At 70.5% G+C, this 18269-nt stretch carries 20 protein-coding genes and 1 tRNA gene; 11 read left to right on the plus strand and 10 right to left on the minus strand.

Features of this window, described 5'->3' with window-relative positions; genetic code table 11:
- Positions 1 to 30 precede the first annotated feature (30 nt).
- Positions 31 to 1170, minus strand: a complete 1140-nt coding sequence (locus tag ACSQ1L_RS02435; protein WP_435991584.1) for an isobutyryl-CoA dehydrogenase — start codon at positions 1168 to 1170, stop codon at positions 31 to 33.
- A 94-nt stretch (positions 1171 to 1264) separates the two neighbouring features.
- Between ACSQ1L_RS02435 and hemB the strand changes: the two genes are divergently transcribed.
- Positions 1265 to 2269, plus strand: a complete 1005-nt coding sequence (hemB, locus tag ACSQ1L_RS02440) for a porphobilinogen synthase (RefSeq protein ID WP_435991586.1) — start codon at positions 1265 to 1267, stop codon at positions 2267 to 2269.
- On the opposite strand, the gene ACSQ1L_RS02445 is transcribed toward hemB, so the two are convergent.
- From ACSQ1L_RS02445 to ACSQ1L_RS02465, 5 genes are read right to left on the minus strand one after another with little or no spacing between them, the layout of a single operon-like run.
- The gene (locus ACSQ1L_RS02445) at positions 2258 to 3058 is read right to left on the minus strand and encodes an MBL fold metallo-hydrolase (protein ID WP_435991588.1); all 801 of its coding nucleotides are present in this window, start codon (positions 3056 to 3058) and stop codon (positions 2258 to 2260) included. The two genes, hemB and ACSQ1L_RS02445, sit on opposite strands and share 12 nt — an antisense overlap.
- Positions 3055 to 3855 (minus strand): TatD family hydrolase, encoded by an 801-nt coding sequence (locus ACSQ1L_RS02450; protein WP_435991590.1) that lies wholly within the window; start codon positions 3853 to 3855, stop codon positions 3055 to 3057. Before ACSQ1L_RS02450 ends, ACSQ1L_RS02445 begins: the two co-directional genes overlap by 4 nt.
- Entirely contained in the window at positions 3855 to 4832 is a 978-nt protein-coding gene (locus ACSQ1L_RS02455) for a DNA polymerase III subunit delta' (protein WP_435991592.1), read from the minus strand. The genes ACSQ1L_RS02450 and ACSQ1L_RS02455 overlap by 1 nt, the downstream gene beginning before the upstream one ends.
- The gene (tmk, locus tag ACSQ1L_RS02460) at positions 4829 to 5455 is read right to left on the minus strand and encodes a dTMP kinase (RefSeq protein WP_435991594.1); all 627 of its coding nucleotides are present in this window, start codon (positions 5453 to 5455) and stop codon (positions 4829 to 4831) included. Before tmk ends, ACSQ1L_RS02455 begins: the two co-directional genes overlap by 4 nt.
- Positions 5456 to 5494: 39 nt before the next feature.
- The gene (locus ACSQ1L_RS02465; RefSeq protein ID WP_435991596.1) at positions 5495 to 6394 is read right to left on the minus strand and encodes a septal ring lytic transglycosylase RlpA family protein; all 900 of its coding nucleotides are present in this window, start codon (positions 6392 to 6394) and stop codon (positions 5495 to 5497) included.
- A gap of 69 nt (positions 6395 to 6463) precedes the next feature.
- Between ACSQ1L_RS02465 and ACSQ1L_RS02470 the strand changes: the two genes are divergently transcribed.
- From ACSQ1L_RS02470 to ACSQ1L_RS02485, 4 genes are all read left to right on the plus strand, one after another.
- Positions 6464 to 6553, plus strand: a tRNA-Ser gene (locus tag ACSQ1L_RS02470).
- A gap of 113 nt (positions 6554 to 6666) precedes the next feature.
- Positions 6667 to 6819 (plus strand): hypothetical protein, encoded by a 153-nt coding sequence (locus ACSQ1L_RS02475; RefSeq protein ID WP_435991598.1) that lies wholly within the window; start codon positions 6667 to 6669, stop codon positions 6817 to 6819.
- A gap of 128 nt (positions 6820 to 6947) precedes the next feature.
- Positions 6948 to 7877 carry a hypothetical protein gene (locus ACSQ1L_RS02480; RefSeq protein ID WP_435991600.1) on the plus strand — a complete coding sequence of 310 codons (930 nt, stop codon included), beginning with the start codon at positions 6948 to 6950 and terminating at the stop codon, positions 7875 to 7877.
- 23 nt (positions 7878 to 7900) lie between these two features.
- A complete protein-coding gene (locus tag ACSQ1L_RS02485) occupies positions 7901 to 8479 on the plus strand; it encodes a fasciclin domain-containing protein (RefSeq protein ID WP_435991602.1) in 579 nt (192 codons plus the stop codon).
- A gap of 9 nt (positions 8480 to 8488) precedes the next feature.
- Here ACSQ1L_RS02485 and ACSQ1L_RS02490 read toward each other — a convergent pair whose 3' ends face one another.
- The 3 genes from ACSQ1L_RS02490 to tpiA form a co-directional block, all read right to left on the minus strand.
- A complete protein-coding gene (locus ACSQ1L_RS02490; protein WP_435991604.1) occupies positions 8489 to 10141 on the minus strand; it encodes a CTP synthase in 1653 nt (550 codons plus the stop codon).
- An 89-nt stretch (positions 10142 to 10230) separates the two neighbouring features.
- The gene (gene secG, locus ACSQ1L_RS02495) at positions 10231 to 10650 is read right to left on the minus strand and encodes a preprotein translocase subunit SecG (RefSeq protein WP_435991605.1); all 420 of its coding nucleotides are present in this window, start codon (positions 10648 to 10650) and stop codon (positions 10231 to 10233) included.
- Between the two features lie 90 nt (positions 10651 to 10740).
- Positions 10741 to 11493 (minus strand): triose-phosphate isomerase, encoded by a 753-nt coding sequence (tpiA, locus tag ACSQ1L_RS02500; RefSeq protein WP_435991607.1) that lies wholly within the window; start codon positions 11491 to 11493, stop codon positions 10741 to 10743.
- A gap of 142 nt (positions 11494 to 11635) precedes the next feature.
- Here tpiA and ACSQ1L_RS02505 point away from each other — a divergent pair, with 142 nt between their 5' ends.
- Both ACSQ1L_RS02505 and trpE read left to right on the plus strand, forming a co-directional pair.
- The gene (locus ACSQ1L_RS02505; RefSeq protein ID WP_435991609.1) at positions 11636 to 13540 is read left to right on the plus strand and encodes a peptidyl-prolyl cis-trans isomerase; all 1905 of its coding nucleotides are present in this window, start codon (positions 11636 to 11638) and stop codon (positions 13538 to 13540) included.
- Positions 13537 to 15054: an anthranilate synthase component I gene (gene trpE / locus ACSQ1L_RS02510; RefSeq protein WP_435991611.1), complete on the plus strand. Its 1518-nt coding sequence runs from the start codon at positions 13537 to 13539 to the stop codon at positions 15052 to 15054. The genes ACSQ1L_RS02505 and trpE overlap by 4 nt, the downstream gene beginning before the upstream one ends.
- On the opposite strand, the gene ACSQ1L_RS02515 is transcribed toward trpE, so the two are convergent.
- Entirely contained in the window at positions 15030 to 15227 is a 198-nt protein-coding gene (locus ACSQ1L_RS02515) for a peptidoglycan-binding protein (protein WP_435991613.1), read from the minus strand. The genes trpE and ACSQ1L_RS02515 overlap by 25 nt on opposite strands.
- A 104-nt stretch (positions 15228 to 15331) precedes the next feature.
- On the opposite strand from ACSQ1L_RS02515, the gene ACSQ1L_RS02520 reads away from it, so the two are divergent.
- The 4 genes from ACSQ1L_RS02520 to ACSQ1L_RS02535 are packed head-to-tail and all read left to right on the plus strand — an operon-like array spanning position 15332 to position 18240.
- Positions 15332 to 15922 (plus strand): anthranilate synthase component II, encoded by a 591-nt coding sequence (locus ACSQ1L_RS02520; RefSeq protein WP_435991615.1) that lies wholly within the window; start codon positions 15332 to 15334, stop codon positions 15920 to 15922.
- Position 15923: 1 nt separating this feature from the next.
- Positions 15924 to 16958, plus strand: coding sequence for an anthranilate phosphoribosyltransferase (trpD, locus tag ACSQ1L_RS02525; RefSeq protein ID WP_435991617.1), 1035 nt, complete (start codon positions 15924 to 15926; stop codon positions 16956 to 16958).
- Positions 16955 to 17749 carry an indole-3-glycerol phosphate synthase TrpC gene (trpC, locus tag ACSQ1L_RS02530; protein ID WP_435991619.1) on the plus strand — a complete coding sequence of 265 codons (795 nt, stop codon included), beginning with the start codon at positions 16955 to 16957 and terminating at the stop codon, positions 17747 to 17749. Before trpD ends, trpC begins: the two co-directional genes overlap by 4 nt.
- Positions 17746 to 18240 (plus strand): hypothetical protein, encoded by a 495-nt coding sequence (locus ACSQ1L_RS02535; RefSeq protein ID WP_435991621.1) that lies wholly within the window; start codon positions 17746 to 17748, stop codon positions 18238 to 18240. The genes trpC and ACSQ1L_RS02535 overlap by 4 nt, the downstream gene beginning before the upstream one ends.
- The last annotated feature ends 29 nt before the right edge of the window (positions 18241 to 18269 follow it).

Raw genomic sequence — 18269 nt, forward strand, 5'->3', positions numbered from 1 at the left:
GGACTTCGGGTTCGGGGGTCACGACGTCGCTCACTGCCGCATCATCTCCCGCGCGGTGATCACCCGCATGATCTCGTTGGTGCCCTCGAGGATGCGGTGGACGCGCAGGTCGCGGACGATGCGCTCCAGCGGGTAGTCCTTCAGATAGCCGTAGCCGCCGTGCAGCTGCAGCGCCTCGTCGGCGATCTGGAAACAGGCGTCGGTGGCCATGCGCTTGGCCATGGCGCACCATTTGGTCTTGTCGGGATGGTTGGTGTCCATCGCCCAGGCCCCGCGCATCACCATCAGGCGGCAGGCGTCGAGCTGGGTGGCCATGTCGGCCAGTTTGAACTGGGTGTTCTGGAAGTCGGCGATCGGCTTGCCGAACTGCTTGCGGCTGGCGACGTAGTCGAGGGTGGTCTCGAGCGCGAGGCGGGCGCCGCCCAGCGAGCAGGCGGCGATGTTCAGACGGCCGCCGTCCAGACCCATCATGGCGTAGCGGAAGCCGTCGCCCTCCTTGCCGAGCAGGTTGGCGGCGGGGATGTGGCAGTCGTCGAAGGCGACGATGGCGGTGGGCTGGCTGTTCCAGCCCATCTTCTTCTCCTGGGCGCCGAAGGACAGGCCGGGCGTGTCTTTCTCGACGACGAAGGTGGAGATGCCCTTGGGGCCGTCGGCGCCGGTGCGGGCCATGACGACGTAGACGTCCGAGGTTCCGGCGCCGGAGATGAAGGCCTTGGAGCCGTTGAGGACGTAATGGTCGCCGTCCAGTTTCGCCGTGGTGCGCAGGCCGGCGGCATCGGAGCCGGAGCCGGGCTCGGTCAGGCAGTAGCTGGCGATCAACTCCATCGAGACGAGGCGCGGCACATAGCGGGCGCGCAGGTCGTCGGAGCCGAATTTGTCGATCATCCACGTCGCCATGTTGTGGATCGAGATGAAGGCGGCGGTGGAGACGTCGCCGCGCGACAGCTCCTCGAAGATGACGGCGGCCTCGACCCGGCCGAGGGCCATGCCGCCGTGCTCCTCGCCGGTGTAGATGCCGCAGAAGCCCATCTCGGCGGCGTGTTTCATGACGTCGACGGGGAAGTGTTTGGTCTCGTCCCATTCGGCGCTGTGCGGGGCCAGTTCGGCCTCGGCGAAGGCGCGGGCGGCGTCCTGGATGGCGCGCTGATCGTCGGTGAGGGCGAAGTCCATGGGGCGTTTCCTGAATCGTTGAAGCGCTTCTATCCGAACCGGCGACAAACTGAACCCTCCCCCCGGCCGCGAGGCTTCGTCTATAAGCGCGGCCATGACCCAACCGTTCGCCCCCGCCGCCTTTCCCTACGCCCGCCCCCGCCGGCTGCGCAGCGCGCCGTGGGTGCGCCGGCTGGTCGCCGAGACGACCCTGACGCCGGCGGATCTGGTGTGGCCGCTGATCGTGCACGACGGGGCGGACGAGCGGGTCGCGGTGAGCTCGATGCCGGGCGTGTTCCGGCTGAGCCCGAAGGCGGCGGCCAAGGCGGCCGTCGAGGCGCGCGACCTCGGCATTCCGGCGGTGGCGCTGTTCCCCAACGTCGACGGGGCCATCAAGGACGGCGTCGGGACCGGGGCGACAGATCCGGACGGGCTGATCCCCGACTGCATCAAGGCCATCAAGGACGCGGCGCCGGAGGTCGGGGTGATCACCGACGTGGCGCTGGACTGCTACACCGACCACGGCCACGACGGGGTGCTGGAGGACGGCCGGATCGTCAACGACGCGACGCTGGAGCGGCTGGCGGAACAGGCCTTCATCCATGCGCATGCGGGGGCGGATGTGGTGGCGCCCTCGGACATGATGGACGGCCGGGTGCAGGCCATCCGCGAGGCGCTGGAGGCCAACGGGCTGCAGGATGTGCTGATCCTGTCCTATGCGGCGAAGTACGCCTCGGCCTTCTACGGGCCGTACCGGGACGCGGTGGGCTCGGCGAAGGCGCTGACCGGCGACAAGCAAACATACCAGATGAGCTTCGCGAACTCGGATGAGGCGCTGCGCGAGGTGGCCATGGACATTTCGGAGGGCGCCGACGCGGTCATGGTCAAGCCGGGGATGCTGTACCTCGATATCGTCCGGCGGGTGTCGGAGACCTTTCGGGTGCCGACCTTCGCCTATCAGGTGTCGGGCGAGTACGCGATGATGCGGGCGGCCATGGCCAATGGCTGGCTGGACGAGGATCGGGCCATCCTGGAGAGCCTGCACGCCTTCAAGCGGGCGGGCGCGGCGGGGGTGCTGACGTATTTTGCTCCGCAGGCGGCGAAGCTCCTACAGCGGTAAACGAGCGTTCCAGCCGTCGAAGGCGACCTCGACGTTCGCCGGAACAGCCGCCGACAAGGCGTTGTAATCCAGATCGATGTGCAGGTTGGTGAGCACCGCCCGCCTGACCCCGGCGCGGGCGATCCAGTCGAGGGTCTTTTCGACGTGGGCGTGGGTCGGATGCGGGGTCCAGCGCAGGGCGTCGACGATCCACAGGTCGCACCCGCGCACCGCCTCGATGGCCGCGTCGTCGAGATCGGAGACGTCACTGGAATAGGCCATGCCGCCCATGCGGTAGCCGACCGAGCGGATCGGGCCGTGGGCCTGGTCGAAGGTGACGACCGGGACGGGGCCGCCGGGACCTTCGAGGGTCCAGGCTTCACCGTGCGGGGGCAGCGGCTGGGCGTCGAGGATGGCGGGGTAGCCCTCGACGCTGTCGAAGATGTAGCCGAAGCGCTCGCGCATGGCGGCGTCGGTGGCGGCGTCCATGAAGGCCGGGATGCGCTTGCGGGTGCGCATGGCGAAGACGCGCAGGTCGTCGACGCCGTGGGTCTGGTCGGCGTGGTCGTGGGTGTAGAGGACGGCGTCGATGTGTTTGACCTGCGCTCCAAGCATCTGGGCGCGCAGGTCGGGCGAGGTGTCGATCAGGACGCTGGTGACGCCGTCGGGGCCGTGGCGGCGGACCAGAAGCGAGCAGCGGGTGCGGGCGTTCTTCGGCTCAGCCGGGTCGCAAGCGCCCCAGTCGCCGTCGCCGCGGGGGACGCCGCCGGAGGAGCCGCAGCCGAGGATGACGACCTCCAGTTCGCTCATGCGGCGCCTCCGGTCTCTGGCGGCCTCGGGATGCGGTCGAACAGGGCGAAGAAGGCGTCGGTGGTGCGGGCTTCGGCCTCGTCGCGGGACCAGCCGCGGATGCCGGCCAGCTTCTCGAGGACGTGGCCGACCCAGGCCGGCTCGTTGCGGCGGCCCCGGTGCGGCACGGGCGCGAGGTAGGGGCAGTCGGTCTCGACGATGATGCGGTCGGCGGGCATGCCGGCGATGATCTCGCGCACCTCGGTGGCGGCCTTGAAGGTGGCGATGCCGGAAACGGAGAACCACGCGCCCAGTTCCGCCGCCTTTTCCGCCAGTTCCGGGCCGCTGGTGTAGCAGTGCATCAGGAACCGGAACGGCCCCCTCGCCTGCTCTTCCGTCAGGATGTCGGCCATGACGGCGTCGGCCTCGCGGGTGTGGACGACCAGCGGCAGGCCGGTGCGGCGGGCCGCCTCGATATGCTGGCGGAAGACGACGGCCTGCACGTCGCGCGGGCTGAGATCGTAGTGGAAGTCGAGGCCGCACTCGCCGATTCCGACGACCTTGGGCCGACCGGCGAGTTCGACCAGCCGGTCGGCGGTCAGGTCGGCGTAGTCCTTCGCCTCGTGCGGATGAACGCCGACGGTGGCCCAGATGTCGTCATGAGCCATGGCGAGGGCGTGGGTGGCGTCGAAGGTCGAGAGCTTGTCGGAGATCTCGACCATCAGGCCGACGCCGGCCTCGCGGGCGCGGGCGATGACGGCGTCGCGGTCGTCGTCGAACTGGGGCGCGTGCAGGTTGACGTGGCTGTCGATCAGCATCAGGCGCGGGCCTTGACGCGCTGCAGGTCGGCCAGCGCCCCGGCCAGCACATCGGCGCGGTCGAGGTTGATGGCGGCGGCGCGGTCCGGGAGCTCGGACAGCCGCTCCCACAGCTCGGCCCAGCGCGCGCCCGACTTGCCCTCGTCCAGGGCGCGGAGCTTCACGGCGGCGATCAGCCGGTCCATCAGGATTTCGAACCGCTCCTGCCCCTCGGCGCCGCGGAATTTGTCGGCCACCGCCATCACCTCGGCGCGGTCGAGCGAGGGCGCGGCGACCCAGGCCTGGGCCAGCTGGTCCGCCTCGAGCGTGGCGCCGGACGCCAGGGCCAGCGCCTGACCCGGCGAGCCGGCGGCCATGCCGGCGATGCGGACGGCCTCGGCGGAGCTCACGCCGGTGCGGTTGCGGACCAGATCCTCCAGTGCGTGCGGCGGCCAGACCGGGAAGGCCAGGCGGCGGCAACGCGAGCGGATGGTGGCCAGCAGACGGCCGGGGGCGTGGGTGACGAGGAACAGCACGCCCCGCTCCGGCGGTTCCTCAAGAACCTTCAACAAGGCGTTGGCGGCGTTGAGGTTCAGGTCGTCCGCGGCGTCGATGATGGCGACGCGATACCTGGCCTGAGACGGGCTCTTGGAGAAGAACTCGGGCAGGTCGCGGGCCTGGTCGACGGAGATGGATTTCTTCGTCTTGCCGCCCTCGACGGCGCGTTCGAGCACCAGCAGGTCGGGGTGCGACTGGGCGGTGATCAACTGGGCCACCCGATCGTCGGGACGGGTTCCCAGCAGGCCGCGCGAGGGATCGGGCGCCGCGCCCAGCAGGCGGCGGGCGGCGCGGTAGGCGAAGGTGGACTTGCCCGAGCCCTCGACCCCGCACAGCAGCCAGGCGTGATGCAGCCGGCCCTTGTCGAAGGCGTCGAGAAACGCGGCCTCGGCGGCGGCGTCGGGGATCAGGTCGAAGCGGTCGCGCGGGTGTTCGCTCATGGCAGCCGCGCCTCGACGGCGGCCCAGACCCGGGCCTCGACGGTATCCTGATCGCCGTCGGCGTCGATCACGACGCAACGTTCCGGATGGGCGCCGGCGATGTCGAGGAAGCCGCGCCGCAGGCGCTCGTGGAATTCGAGCCCCTTGGACTCGAACCGGGTCTCGAACAGTCCCCGGCCGAAGGCGCGACCCAGCCCGACCTCGACCGGCAGGTCGAAGATCAGGGTCAGGTCGGGCTGGGTCGCGCCGACGATGGCGGCGTCGAGAGTCTCGATGAAGGCGGCCGGGGTTCCGCCGCCGACGCCCTGATAGGCGCGGCTGGAATCGGCGAATCGGTCGCAGACCACCCAGCGGCCGGCCTCGAGCGCGGGGCGGATGGTGCGCTCGAGATGGTCCGAGCGGGCGGCGAACATCAGCAGGGTCTCGGTCATCGGCGACCAGCGGCCGGCGTCGCCGTTGAGGGCGAGGTTGCGGATCTCCTCGGCGCCCTGCGAACCGCCGGGCTCGCGGGTCTGGACGACCTCGAGGTCCCGGGCGCGCAGGCGCTCGACCAGACGCGCCACCTGGGTCGACTTGCCGGTCCCCTCGCCGCCTTCGAATGTGATGAATCTGCCCTGGGTCACCGGCGCACAATGGCGGCGCCGGTCCGGTTCCGGAAGGGTCTAGGTTCCGGAAATCATCGTAGCTTCGGGATAACCCCGGGAGATCACGGCGCGGCGCGAGCGCTCGGCCGCGCCGGCGTCCGGCCACGGACCGACCAGAACCCGGAACTGGCCCGGCGAAGCCTCCTCGACGGTCGCGCTTCCGCCCAGGCGGGCTGCGGCTCTTCGCGCCTCCCGGGGATCGGCCCAGGTCCCGGCCTGAATCCAGAGCCCGGCGCGGGACGGCGCCGCCGCCGACGCAAGCACCGGCGCGGGCGGCGGCGCGGGCGCGACCGGTGCGGCCGGGACGTAGGGCGCCGGGGCGACGGGCATCAGAATCGGCGGAGGCTCCGGCGCGGGCGGCGTGCGAGCCTCGGCGTACTGCAGGGTCGTGCCCCCGCCGACGCGCGGCGCGCGGCCCAGGTAGCGCACCCGCACCTCGCCGACGCCCGCCCGGCGCAGGTCAAGCGCGTCGGCGGCGCCGCGCGAAAGGTCGATGATGCGCCCGTCGACGAACGGCCCGCGGTCGTTGACCCGCACCACGACCCGGCGACCGTTGGCGAGGTTGGTGACCTCGACCAGGCCCGGAAGCGGCAGGGTCTTGTGGGCCGCCGTCAGGGCGTTCATGTCGAAACGCTCGCCGGTCGCGGTGGGGCGGCCGTGGAACTGGTCGCCGTACCACGAGGCCATGCCGGTCTCCTGATAGTCGGGCTGTTCGGCGGGGTGGTACCAGCGGCCGCGGATCTGATAGGGCCGCATGGTCCCTGAGACGATCGGAGCCGGATCGGTGACCACGGGAATCCCTGGCCCGACCGAGCCGGCGCCGCCGGCGCAGGCCCCGAGCAGCGACAGCACTCCCGCGATCCCCGCGCCCTTGAGAAGTTTCGCCGTCATGACCTCGCCCTTGATCGGCGCGAGCATGGCGAAAGACATTTCCGCTTTGGTTAACGAGGTGTTTGGCGGTATGCGGCGGGTCCGCTCGCGGGACACGGACAGGTGGCCGAGTGGTTTAAGGCAGCGGTCTTGAAAACCGCCGTAGGTGTGAGCCTACCGTGGGTTCGAATCCCACCCTGTCCGCCAATCCCGGCGCCGTTCGAGCCATACCGGTCAGGCATCGTCAGGTTTCCGCGATTGACCGGGCGTCCGGCGCGCTCCACCAATGGTGAAACTCAATGGGGCGTCGGGGAACAGACATGTCGAACAGGACGATGATCAAGGTCGTGGCGATCGCCTCGGTCCTGCTGCTCGCCGGCTGTGCGGAGACGGCGGCGATGCTGGACGCGACGGCGAACCAGATGTGTCAGCAGAACCCGACGCCGGACTGCTACGACCAGGGCCGACTGTGAAGCCCGCCCGGTGACGGGCGGTTCTGTTTCCGGGACGCGGCCCGCCGCCTGAGTCCGCGAGTCGGGCATGGCCTGGCCGGAACGGTGTCTGTGTCCAGACGTTTCAGGAGCCTCCACGAGAGGTTTCCATGAACAAGATCATCCCCACAGCCGCCGCGCTCGCCTTGGCGTTCACCCTGCCCGGCGCGGCGCTCGCGCAGAATCAAGGCCAGGGCAAAGGACACGGCGGCGATCACGCGCAGCAGAGCAAGGGCGGCGGCCAGGACAGGGCTGATCGCGAAAACCGCGGCCGGGGCGGCGAGGCCCGCGGTCGCGCGCAGGATCGCGCCGACCGGGATCGGCCGACGCCACAGGTCGCCCGCCAGGCGGCGCGCGGACCGGATCAGGATCGCGGCCGGGGACGCGACAATGACCGCGGCGAGCGGGCTGTCGTGCGGGATGTGCGACGCGCGGTTGTTGCGAGCAGCCCTGTGTTCCGCCTGGAGCCGGATCGCGGCCTGATCGCCGGCTGTCCGCCGGGACTGGCCAAGCGCAATAACGGCTGCCTGCCGCCGGGACAGGAGCGCAAGATCGAACGCGCCCGTTACGACTGGCTGTGGGGATCGCGGAACGACGACGTACGCTATCGCTATGACGACGGCTATCTGTACCGGCTGGACCGGAGCGGCTCGGTGATGGGCTGGCTGCCGGTGCTGGGCGGGGCGCTGTCGCCGGGGGCGGTCTGGCCCGCGCAGTACGCCTACCAACCGGTTCCGGCCTACTACAGCGACTATTACCGGCTGAACGCTCCGTACGATTATCGCTACGCCAACGGGGCGCTGTACGGCGTGGATCCCCGGACGCAGGCGATCACCCAGGTGGCAGCCCTGCTGACCGGCCAGCCGATCACCGTCGGCCAGCCGATGCCGGCCGGCTACGACGTCTACAACGTGCCGTACGCGTACCGCGGCCAGTACATGGACTCGCCCAACAGCCTGTATCGATACAACGACGGCTACGTCTATCGGGTCGATCCGACAACCCAGCTGGTCCAGGCGGTCATCCAGCTGCTCACCTGAACACCCCGGCAGGAGATAGAACTATGCGGATCATCATGCGCCGGGCGTTGACGCCCCTCGCCGTCCTCTTGCTCGCGGCCTGCGGCGGCGGCGACGAAGACGGCAAGACGGGCGGGGACGCGGCCGAACAGACCCAGCCCTCTTCGCAGACCCTGGCGGCCACCCTGCAGGGCGAGGACGGCTTCGGAACGCTTCGGGAGACGGCGACGAATGCCGGACTCACCAGCGTGCTGGAGGGGGTCGGCCCCTATACGGTGTTCGCCCCGGCCGACGCGGCCTTCACGGCGGGCGGGACGGCCACCGATCTCACCGACGAAAGCCTGCGGGCCCAGAGCGCGGCCCTGTTGCGCGCCCACATCGTGCCGGGCGCCCTGACCCGGGAAGACATCGTAGCGGCGATCGAGCGTGATGGCGGCGGCGACGTCCAGATGCGCACCATGGCCAATACGCTGCTGACCTTCTCGCGGGACGGCGAGGCCATCGTCGTCAGCGCCGAGAACGGCGCGCGGGGCCGGCTGACCGGCGAAGAGCGGCTGGCCAGCAACGGCGTCTTCCAGCCCGTCGACGCCCTGCTGGTGCGACCGGAGACGCCGCCCGCCTGACGAGTCCGCCTAGACCAGCCGGCTCTGCACCACGGCGGCTTCGATGAAGCCGGCGAACAGGGGGTGCGGGGCGAAGGGACGGCTCTTCAGTTCGGGGTGATACTGCACGCCGATGAACCACGGGTGGTCCTCACGCTCGACCGTCTCGGGCAGGACGCCGTCGGGCGAGAGGCCGGCGAAGGTCAGGCCCGCCTTCTGCTCGATCGCCTCGCGGTAGTTGATGTTGACCTCGTAGCGGTGGCGGTGGCGCTCGCTGATCGTGGTCGAGCCGTACATCTGCGCGATCTTCGAGCCCGGCTTGAGCGTCGAGTCGTAGGCCCCTAGGCGCATGGTGCCGCCCAGGTCGTCGCCCTGCTGGCGCAGGACCCGCTGGTTGCCCTGGGTCCATTCGGTCATCAGGCCCACGACCGGCTCGGACGTGGGGCCGAATTCGGTTGAGGAGGCCTCGGGGAAGCCGGCCAGGTTCCGGGCCGCCTCGATGACGGCCATCTGCATCCCGAAGCAGATGCCGAAATAGGGAATGTTGCGGGTGCGGGCGAAGCGGGCCGCCTCGATCTTGCCCTCGGAGCCGCGCTCGCCGAAGCCGCCGGGGACCAGGACCGCGTGGGCGCCCTGCAGGCGGGCCTCGCAGGCCTCGCGGTCGCCCTCGAAGGTCTCGGCCTCGACCCAGTCGATGTTGACCTTGACGTTGTTGGCGACGCCGCCGTGGTGCAGCGCCTCGATCAGGGATTTGTAGGCGTCCTTGAGCACCGTGTATTTGCCGACCACGGCCACGGTGACCTCGCCGTCGGGGTGCAGGCGGCGACGGGCGATCTCCTGCCAGCGCGACAGGTCGGGCGCGGGCGCGTCGGCGATGCCGAAATGAGCCAGCACCTCGGCGTCGAGGCCTTCCTGGTGATAGTCGAGCGGCACGGCGTAGATGTCGGCCGAGTCCATGGCCTGGATGACGCCGCTCTCACGGACGTTGCAGAACAGGCCGATCTTGCGCTTTTCCTCGGGCGGGATCGGGAATTCGCAGCGGCACAGCAGGATGTCGGGCTGGATGCCGATCGAGCGCAATTCCTTGACCGAGTGTTGGGTCGGTTTGGTCTTCATCTCGCCGGCGGTCTTGATGAAGGGCAGCAGGGTCAGATGCACGAAGCAGCTCTGGCCGCGCGGCAAGTCCTGGCCGAGCTGGCGGATGGCCTCGAAGAACGGCAGCCCCTCGATGTCGCCGACCGTGCCGCCGATCTCGACCAGCACGAAGTCGACCTCCTCGCCGCCGTCGGTCAGGGCGGGGGTCAGGCAGAACTGCTTGATCTGGTCGGTGACGTGCGGAATGACCTGCACCGTCGCGCCCAGATAGTCGCCGCGCCGCTCCTTCTCGAGGATGGTCGAGTAGATGCGGCCGGTGGTGATGTTGTCGGACTTCGCCGCCGAGACGCCGGTGAAGCGCTCGTAGTGGCCCAGGTCGAGATCGGTCTCGGCCCCGTCATCGGTGACGAAGACCTCGCCGTGCTGATACGGGCTCATCGTGCCCGGATCGACGTTGAGATACGGGTCCAGCTTGCGCAGCCGGACCTTGTAGCCGCGCGCTTGCAGAAGCGCGCCGAGAGCGGCGGAAGCGAGGCCTTTTCCCAATGAGGAAACCACGCCGCCGGTGATGAACACGTAACGGGCCATGGGAGATCACTCTACCGCTGATTCGAGCGGCGTACTGCGGAGACTATGAGGGCGGGAGAGGAAGGCGGGGATAAGGGCCCCGCCCACGTCTATTGCGCCGGTGCGGGTTGAGCCGGAGCGGGCTGGGCGGCGGGCGCCGAGCCGCTCAGGAAGTCGTCGAGCGACGGACCGGTCGGCTGGGCCGGAGCCGTGGCCGGATCAGCGGCCGGGGCCGCCTGGTCCGCGCCGGTCGGGGCGACCAGGGCGCCGACGGCGTCCGGGTCGACAATCGACTGTTGCGAGCGGCTGACGTTGCCGGCGATGGTCAGGCCGATGGCGCAGGCGAAGAAGGCGACCGCCAGCCACCAGGTCGTCACGGTCAGCAGGTTGCCGGCGCCGCGGGCGGTCATGAAGCCCGACGGGCCGCCGCCCATGCCCAGCGCCCCGCCTTCGGACTTCTGCAACAGGATCAGCCCGGCGAGGGCGACCGAGATGAGGATCATGGCGACGAGGAGAATGGTCTGGAGCATGGCAGCCGATATGTGTGGCGCCGAACCGCGCCGATCAAGCGGCGGCGTCTATCATTGATGAGGAGTGGGAGCAAACGGGGGCTGGCGGCGTCAGGCGGCGCGGATGATCGGCAGGAAGTCCGCCGCCTTCAGGGAGGCCCCGCCGACCAGGGCGCCGCCGACCTCGGGCACGGCGAGGATGTCGCGGGCGTTTTCGGGCTTGACCGAGCCGCCGTACAGGATCGGGGCCGCCGCGCTGGCCAGTCCCAGCCGTTCGAGCATGGCCGCGCGGACCGCCCGGTGGACTTCCTCGATCTGCTCCAGCGTCGGCGTCAGGCCCGTGCCGATAGCCCAGACCGGCTCGTAGGCGACCGCGAAATCCTGCCCGGTCACGGCCTGCGGCAGCGAGTTCATGATCTGGCCGCGGACGACCTCGACCGCCCTGCCCGCCTCGCGCTGCTGCAGGGTTTCGCCGACGCAGACGATCGGGGCCAGGCCGGCGCGGACGGCCGCCTCGGCCTTGGCGGAGACCAGCAGATCGGTTTCGCCGAATTCCTGCCGACGCTCCGAGTGGCCGACGATGACCAGGCCGGCCCCCGCGTCCTTCAGCATCGCGGCCGAGACGCCGCCGGTGTAGGCCCCGTGGCTCTCGGCCCGGCAGTCCTGACCGCCCACCTCGATCGGATGGTCCCGAACGGCGTCCGCCAGCCGGCTGATCAGGGTCGCGGGGGGGCAAATCGCCACCCGGCAGGACGCGGGCTCCGCCTGGAGCGCGAGTTTCAGGTCATGAACGACGGCGCTGAGATCGGCGGCGAGGCCGTTCATCTTCCAGTTGCCGGCGATCAGCTTCACGGATTGTTTCATCAGGCCTGTCTAGGCGGAGCTTTTCGCCAAGCCAAGCCGTCAGGCGCGCCGATCCACCGCCATTGTCTTGCCGTGCTGGCCCGTCACCCCCTATAGGCCGAAGCGACTATCGTTCGTCGCCCTCCGCCAGGACCGCTCGCCCATGATCGCCATCTTCCGCAATTTCGCGAGGTCCAAGTTCGCGATGGGCCTGCTGATCCTCACGGCCCTGGGCCTGCTGATCACCGGCGGCGCGCAGACCGACGTGCTGGGCAGCCTGCGCGCGCCCAAGGTGGTGTCGGCCGGCGATCGCGGCCTCAGCCCGGTGGAGTTCCGGGCCGAGATGGATCGCCGCCTCGAGCAGATCCAGGCCGAACAGCGCCGGGCGGTCACCTATGACGAGCTGTTCGCCCAGGCCAGCCTGACAGCCGTGCTGAAAAGCCGCGCCGAGGAACTGGGCTTCTACGCCTGGGCCTGGAAGACCGGCATCCGCCCGGGCAACGAACTGATCCTGCGCCAGATCCGGGCCATTCCGGCCTTCTTCGATCCGGTCACCAGCCAGTTCAACGAGGACCTCTACCGGGCGCGCCTGGCCGAGGCCAAGATGACCCCCGCGCTTCTGGAGCAGGAGGCCCGCGACCAATACAGCCGCGCTCACTATGGCTCAGCGTTGGTGGCCGGCCTTCGCCTGCCGCGCATCTACGGCGCCGCGATCGCCAACCACACCCAACAGGCCCGCGACGGCCAGTGGTTCCTCCTGACCCAGAGCATGGCCGGAACCGCGCCGCGCCCGACGGACGCCCAACTGGCCTCGTTCATGAGCCAGAACGCCGCCCAGCTTCGCCTGCCCGAGCTGCGGAGCGGCGCGCTGGTCGGCTTCAGCAGCCCGGCGGACCAGAACCTCGCCATCACGGACGCGAAGATCCAGGAGCGGTTCGAATTCCGCAAGGACGCCCTGTCCCTGCCGGAGCGCCGGACCTTCACCACCCTGACGGCGCCGACCCAGGCGGCCGCGGAACGGATCGCCGCCGCCCTGCGCGCCGGCCAGACCCCGGCCGCCGTCGGCCAGGCCAATGACCTGCAGGCGGCGCAGTTCACCGACACCCCGCGCAGCGCGATCAGCGACCCGGCCGTCGCCGGCGCCGTGTTCGGCCTGCATGTCGACGGCGTGTCGGCCCCGGTGCAGGCCCGCGTCGGCTTCGTCGTCGCCAAGGTGAGCGGAATCACTCCCGGGCGGGAGGTGACGCTGGACGACGTGCGCGAGCAGATCGTCGAGGAACTGCGGGGCCAGGAAAGCCGCGCGGCCATCGCCCGCCGGGTCGAGGCCTTCGAAGCGGCGCGCCGCGGAGGCAAGAGCCTGGACGACGCCGTGCGCGAGGTCGGGGCCGTGATCGTTCCGATCCCCGCCGTCAGCCGTGAGGGCCGCACCCGCGACGGTCAGCAACTCGGCGTCCCGGCCGAGGTCCTGGAGCAGATGTGGAAGCTGTCCAAGGGCCGGACCGGCGAGGTCGTCAGCGCCGGGGAAGGCCGCTATTTCGTGGTTCGCGTCGACGACGTCATTCCGGCCGCCATGCCCAAGCTCGACGACGTTCGCGACGAACTGACCCAGGCCTGGACGGCGCGCGAGAACGTCCGGCTGCTGTCGGCCCGCTCGGACGCCCTGATGGCGCGCCTGCGCGGCGGCGAGGATATCGCGGCCGTCGCCGCCTCGGTCGGCGCCACGGTGACCAGCCGGACCGGCGTGAAGCAGGATCAGGAGACGATGGCGCAACTCGGCCAGGGCGTGATGACCGGCCTGTTCAGCACCGGGCGGGGCCAACCCTTCGCCCAACCGCAGTCGCGGGACAGCATCGCCATCGGCCGCGTCAACCGGGTCACCCCGCCCACGGCCGCCCTCGCCGCCGGTGAGGCCCAGCAATGGCGGGCCCGTCTCGGCCAGGCCACGACCGATCCGCTGTTCGCGCGCGCCGTGGCCGCCGCCGCCGAGCGGATGAAGGCGACCTACGACGAGGAACTGGGCCGCCAGGCGCTGGGGCTGGAAGCCACGCCGACCCCGCCGGCGCAATGAGCGCAGCGGGCGGCGCGTCGCCCCCGGCCGGCTTCGAACGCGGCTGGTCGGAGGGCCGGCCGCAGGTCGTCGTCCGCCGCCTCGTCGATGACCTCGAGACGCCGGTCTCGGCCTTCCTGAAGGTCGGCCATGGCCGCACCCACGCCTTCCTGCTGGAGTCGGTCGAGGGGGGCGCGGTCAACGGGCGCTATTCGATCATCACCCGCGAGCCGGATGTGGTCTGGCGCTGCCGGGACGGCCGGGCCGAACTGGCGCGGGGCGCGGACGTGGCGGCCGGGGCCTATGAAGCCGAGGCGGGCGATCCGCTGGCGTCGCTGCGTCGTCTCATCGCCGCCTCGCGTCTCGACCTGCCGGTCGACCTGCCGCCGATGGCAGCGGGACTGTTCGGGGTGTTCGGCTATGACATGGTGCGGCTGCTCGAGCCGCTGGGGGCCCCCAATCCCGATCCGCTGGACCTGCCCGACGCGGTCCTGACCCGCCCGGCGCTCGTGGCCATCTTCGATTCGGTGAAGCACGAGATCGTGCTGGTCTCGGCCGCCTGGCCGGACAGCGGGCTGGCCGCCGACGCGGCCTTCGACGCCGCCGTAGCCCGGCTCGACGCGTTCGAGGCCGAGCTGCGCGCGCCCCTGCCCGCGATTCCCGCGCCGGTCGAGGCCCCGGTCCCGCCGTTCCGCTCGCCGGTGGACGAGCCGGCCTTCGGGGCCATGGTGGCGAGGGCCAAGGACTACATCGCCGCCGGGGACATCTTCCAGGTGGTGCTGAGCCACCGTTTCGCCGCGCCGTGGGCCGGCGATCCGTTCGCCTTCTACCGGGCCCTGCGGCGCCAGAACCCGTCGCCCTATCTGTTCTTCCTCGATTTCGGCGATTTCCAGCTGGCTGGGTCGAGCCCGGAAATCCTCGTGCGGCTCAAGGACGGGCGGGTGACCATCCGCCCCCTGGCCGGGACGCGGCCGCGCGGCCAGACCCCGGAAGCCGACCGGGCGCTGGAGGCCGAACTGCTGGCCGATCCGAAGGAGCGCGCCGAGCACCTGATGCTGCTGGACCTGGGCCGCAACGACGTCGGCCGCGTCGCCGCGCCGGGCACGGTCGAGGTCACGGAAAGCTTCAAGGTCGAGCGCTACAGCTCTGTCATGCATATCGTTTCCGACGTGCAGGGTCAGGCCAATCCGCAGCTGGACGCGGTCGATACCTTGCTGGCCGCCCTGCCCGCCGGCACCCTGTCGGGCGCGCCCAAGGTGCGGGCGATGGAGATCATCGACGAGCTGGAGAGCGACAAGCGCGGCGTCGGCTATGGCGGCGGCGTCGGCTACATCTCGGCTGGCGGCGAGGCCGACATCTGCATCGTGCTGAGAACCGCCCTGTTCGCCGACGGCAAGATCCACGTGCAGGCCGGCGCCGGGGTCGTCGCCGACAGTGATCCGGCCGCCGAATACGCCGAGACGAAGGCCAAGGCGCGGGCCCCGATGCAGGCGGCGGAGGAAGCCTGGCGCTATCCGTTCGGGAACAGGGGCTGAGCCACCGCCGGCTCCTCGAAGCGGACGCCCGGGCCCAGAACCATGACGCCGGCCATCAGCATGGCGCCCGTCGCGGCCAGCGCCGCCGCGCCCAGCGCCGCCCACGGACTGGCGCCCCGCGCCTCCGGAGGCGTCAGCAGGCTGCGCGCCTTGTCGATCCTGATGTCGGCCATGCGAGCCCCTCCGCTGGAGGCCCCAGTTCGACCGAACGTGGTTAATGAACACTTACCCTTGTGCCTGCTTGGCGCGGGGGCACGCACCCCCTAGAAGCCCAAGCATGATCCTCGTCGTCGACAACTACGACAGCTTCACCTGGAACCTGGTCCACTACCTCGCGGAACTGGGCGCGGAGACGCGCGTGGTGCGCAACGACGACCTGACCGCGGGCGAGGCCTGGGCGCTGAAGCCGGAAGCGGTGCTGCTGTCGCCGGGGCCCTGCACGCCGAACGAGGCGGGCATCTGCCTGGCGCTGCTGGACAGCGCGCCGCTGGAGATGCCGATCTTCGGGGTCTGTCTCGGCCATCAGGCCATGGGCCAGGCCTTCGGCGGCGACGTGATCCGCGCCAAGAGCCTGATGCACGGCAAGACCTCACCGATCGAACACGAGGGCAAGAGCGTGTTCGCCGGCCTGCCCTCGCCGTTCACGGCGACCCGCTATCACAGCCTGGCGGTGAAGCGGGAAACCCTGCCGGACGTGCTGGAAGTCACCGCCTGGACCGCCGATGGCGAGATCATGGGGCTGGCGCACCGGACGCGCCCGATCCACGGCGTGCAGTTCCATCCCGAATCGATCGCCACCGAGCACGGCCACGACCTGCTGGCCAACTTCCTCGACCTCGCCAACATCAAACGCCGGGCGATGGTCTGACGTGGCCGACGGATTCAAGCCCCTGCTGGCCAAGCTGGTCGATGGCCGCGTGCTGTCGGCGGACGAGGCGCACGCCTTCTTCGCCGCCTGCCTGAGGGGGGAGCCGACGCCCGCCCAGGTCGCCGCCGCCGTCACCGCCCTGCGCATCCGCGGCGAGACGGTCGAGGAGATCGCCGCCTTCGCCACGGCCATGCGCGAGGCGGCGCTGACGCTGGATCATCCGTACGAGGTCATCGACACCTGCGGCACCGGCGGCGACGGCCAGCACACCTTCAACATCTCGACGGCGGCGGCGCTGGTGCTGGCCGGCGCGGGACTGAAGGTGGCCAAGCACGGCAACCGGGCGATGAGCTCGAAATCCGGCTCGTCGGACGTGCTGTCGGTGCTGGGGGTCAACCTCGCCGCCACGCCGGCGCAGCAGCTGCGGGCGCTGGACCGGGCCGGCATCGCCTTCCTGTTCGCCCCGACCTACCACGGAGCCATGCGGCACGTCGGGCCGGTGCGGGCCGAGATCGGTTTCCGCACGGTGTTCAACCTGCTGGGACCACTTTCCAATCCGGCCAATGCGAAGCGGCAGGTGATGGGGGTCTATGATCCGCGCCTGCTGGAGCCGCTGGCCGAGGTGCTGGGACGACTCGGCGCCGTGCGGGCCTGGACCGTGCACGGGCAGGGGCTGGACGAACTGACCACCACGGGCGCGACCGAGGTCGCGGAGTGGAAGGACGGGGCGGTGCGCCGCTTCGCCGTCACACCCGAGGACGCGGGGCTGGCGCGGGCCGACCTCGCCGACCTGCGCGGCGGCGACGCCGAGGAGAATGCGGCCGCCCTGCGGGCGCTGCTGGACGGGGCGAAGGGGGCCTATCGCGACATCGTGCTGCTGAATGCGGCGGCGGCGCTGGTCGTGGGCGACAAGGCGGCCGATCTGGCGGAGGGCGCGGCGCTGGCGGCGGCGGTGATCGACGACGGCCGGGCGGCCAAGGCCCTGGCCGATCTGGTCGAGGCCACCAACACGGACATCGAGGAAGAGCCGACGTGACCGTTGACGTGCTGGAACGGATCGCCGCCTACAAGCGCGAGGACGTGGCGGCGCGCAAGGCCGCCCTGCCGCAGGACACCGTCGAGGCGCGGGCGCGGCAGGCGTCGGCCCCGCGAGGCTTCCGGGCCGCGCTGGAGCGGCATGTCGAGGCGACCGGCAGGCCGGCGCTGATCGCCGAGATCAAGAAGGCCAGTCCGTCGAAGGGACTCATCCGCGAGGACTTCGACCCGCCGGCGCTGGCCCGGGCCTATGAGCGCGGCGGAGCCTCGTGCCTGTCGGTGCTGACCGACGGACCGAGCTTCCAGGGGGACGACGCCTTTCTCGGACAGGCGCGGGACGCCGTCGCCCTGCCCTGCCTGCGCAAGGACTTTATCGTCGACCCGTGGCAGGTGGCCGAGAGCCGGGCGCTGGGGGCCGACTGCATCCTGATTATCCTCGCCATGATTGATGACGGGCTTGCGGCCGAACTGCTCTCCGAGGCGGAGCGGTTCGGCATGGACGCTCTGGTCGAGACCCACGACGAGGCCGAGATGGCCCGCGCCTGCAAGCTGGGCGGCGATCTGGTCGGGATCAACAACCGCTCGCTGCGGACGTTCGAGGTCAATCTCGAGACGACCGAGCGGCTGGCCATGCTGAGCCCGGTGCGGGCGCTGCTGGTGGCGGAGAGCGGCATCTTCACGCCGGACGACGTGGCGCGGGTGTCGGCCGCGCATGCGCAGGCGGTGCTGGTCGGCGAGAGCCTGATGCGGCAGGCGGACGTCGAGGCGGCGACGCGGACGCTGCTGGCGTGACCGTCATTGCGCATCTGTCAAAGGCGAGGACCTATTCCGGTTTCATCTTCCTCGGAGGCTCGGCTCTCTACATCCTGATGCAGCCGCTTTGGCATCCGGGTGGGCTGCGCGCGCTCATGGCCGGCGACGATGGCGGACGCGGCTGGTGGCCGATCCCAGCGATCGCCGCCCTTGTGCTCTTGCCGATGATGGTGCGTGCGCTCTTCCGGACGCTGCGCCATCGAGGGCCTGCAGTCTTCATCCGCGACGGCGCGCTGTATTGCGCGGAGTGGCGCGCACCTGTGGCGCTGTCGGATATCAGGGCGTTGGCGATATCCCGCTTCGGAATTCTGTCGCGCAGCCAGCCGATGGTGACGTTGACGACCCTCGATGGCTCCGTCCGACGGATTCAGACGCTCAACCTCACGCCTGATACCGCCGAGATCGGCCGCAGGATCGCCGAGGCCGTTGGACTGCCCGCTCCGGCCAGCGCCACGGTAACCACACCTTAACCGGAACACCTCAGGAACACCTTGTGGAC

Origin of the sequence: Brevundimonas sp. LjRoot202 (genome assembly GCF_964253355.1) — a bacterium.
Lineage (GTDB): Bacteria > Pseudomonadota > Alphaproteobacteria > Caulobacterales > Caulobacteraceae > Brevundimonas.

Bases quoted from the DNA above. Each gene is read 5' to 3' on its own strand.
- ACSQ1L_RS02435 (WP_435991584.1), bottom strand. From the start codon at position 1,170: ATGGACTTCGCCCTCACCGACGATCAGCGCGCCATCCAGGACGCCGCC.
- hemB (WP_435991586.1), top strand. From the start codon at position 1,265: ATGACCCAACCGTTCGCCCCCGCCGCCTTTCCCTACGCCCGCCCCCGC.
- ACSQ1L_RS02445 (WP_435991588.1), bottom strand. From the start codon at position 3,058: ATGAGCGAACTGGAGGTCGTCATCCTCGGCTGCGGCTCCTCCGGCGGC.
- ACSQ1L_RS02450 (WP_435991590.1), bottom strand. From the start codon at position 3,855: ATGCTGATCGACAGCCACGTCAACCTGCACGCGCCCCAGTTCGACGAC.
- ACSQ1L_RS02455 (WP_435991592.1), bottom strand. From the start codon at position 4,832: ATGAGCGAACACCCGCGCGACCGCTTCGACCTGATCCCCGACGCCGCC.
- ACSQ1L_RS02465 (WP_435991596.1), bottom strand. From the start codon at position 6,394: ATGCTCGCGCCGATCAAGGGCGAGGTCATGACGGCGAAACTTCTCAAG.
- ACSQ1L_RS02475 (WP_435991598.1), top strand. From the start codon at position 6,667: ATGTCGAACAGGACGATGATCAAGGTCGTGGCGATCGCCTCGGTCCTG.
- ACSQ1L_RS02480 (WP_435991600.1), top strand. From the start codon at position 6,948: ATGAACAAGATCATCCCCACAGCCGCCGCGCTCGCCTTGGCGTTCACC.
- ACSQ1L_RS02485 (WP_435991602.1), top strand. From the start codon at position 7,901: ATGCGGATCATCATGCGCCGGGCGTTGACGCCCCTCGCCGTCCTCTTG.
- ACSQ1L_RS02490 (WP_435991604.1), bottom strand. From the start codon at position 10,141: ATGGCCCGTTACGTGTTCATCACCGGCGGCGTGGTTTCCTCATTGGGA.
- secG (WP_435991605.1), bottom strand. From the start codon at position 10,650: ATGCTCCAGACCATTCTCCTCGTCGCCATGATCCTCATCTCGGTCGCC.
- tpiA (WP_435991607.1), bottom strand. From the start codon at position 11,493: ATGAAACAATCCGTGAAGCTGATCGCCGGCAACTGGAAGATGAACGGC.
- ACSQ1L_RS02505 (WP_435991609.1), top strand. From the start codon at position 11,636: ATGATCGCCATCTTCCGCAATTTCGCGAGGTCCAAGTTCGCGATGGGC.
- trpE (WP_435991611.1), top strand. From the start codon at position 13,537: ATGAGCGCAGCGGGCGGCGCGTCGCCCCCGGCCGGCTTCGAACGCGGC.
- ACSQ1L_RS02515 (WP_435991613.1), bottom strand. From the start codon at position 15,227: ATGGCCGACATCAGGATCGACAAGGCGCGCAGCCTGCTGACGCCTCCG.
- ACSQ1L_RS02520 (WP_435991615.1), top strand. From the start codon at position 15,332: ATGATCCTCGTCGTCGACAACTACGACAGCTTCACCTGGAACCTGGTC.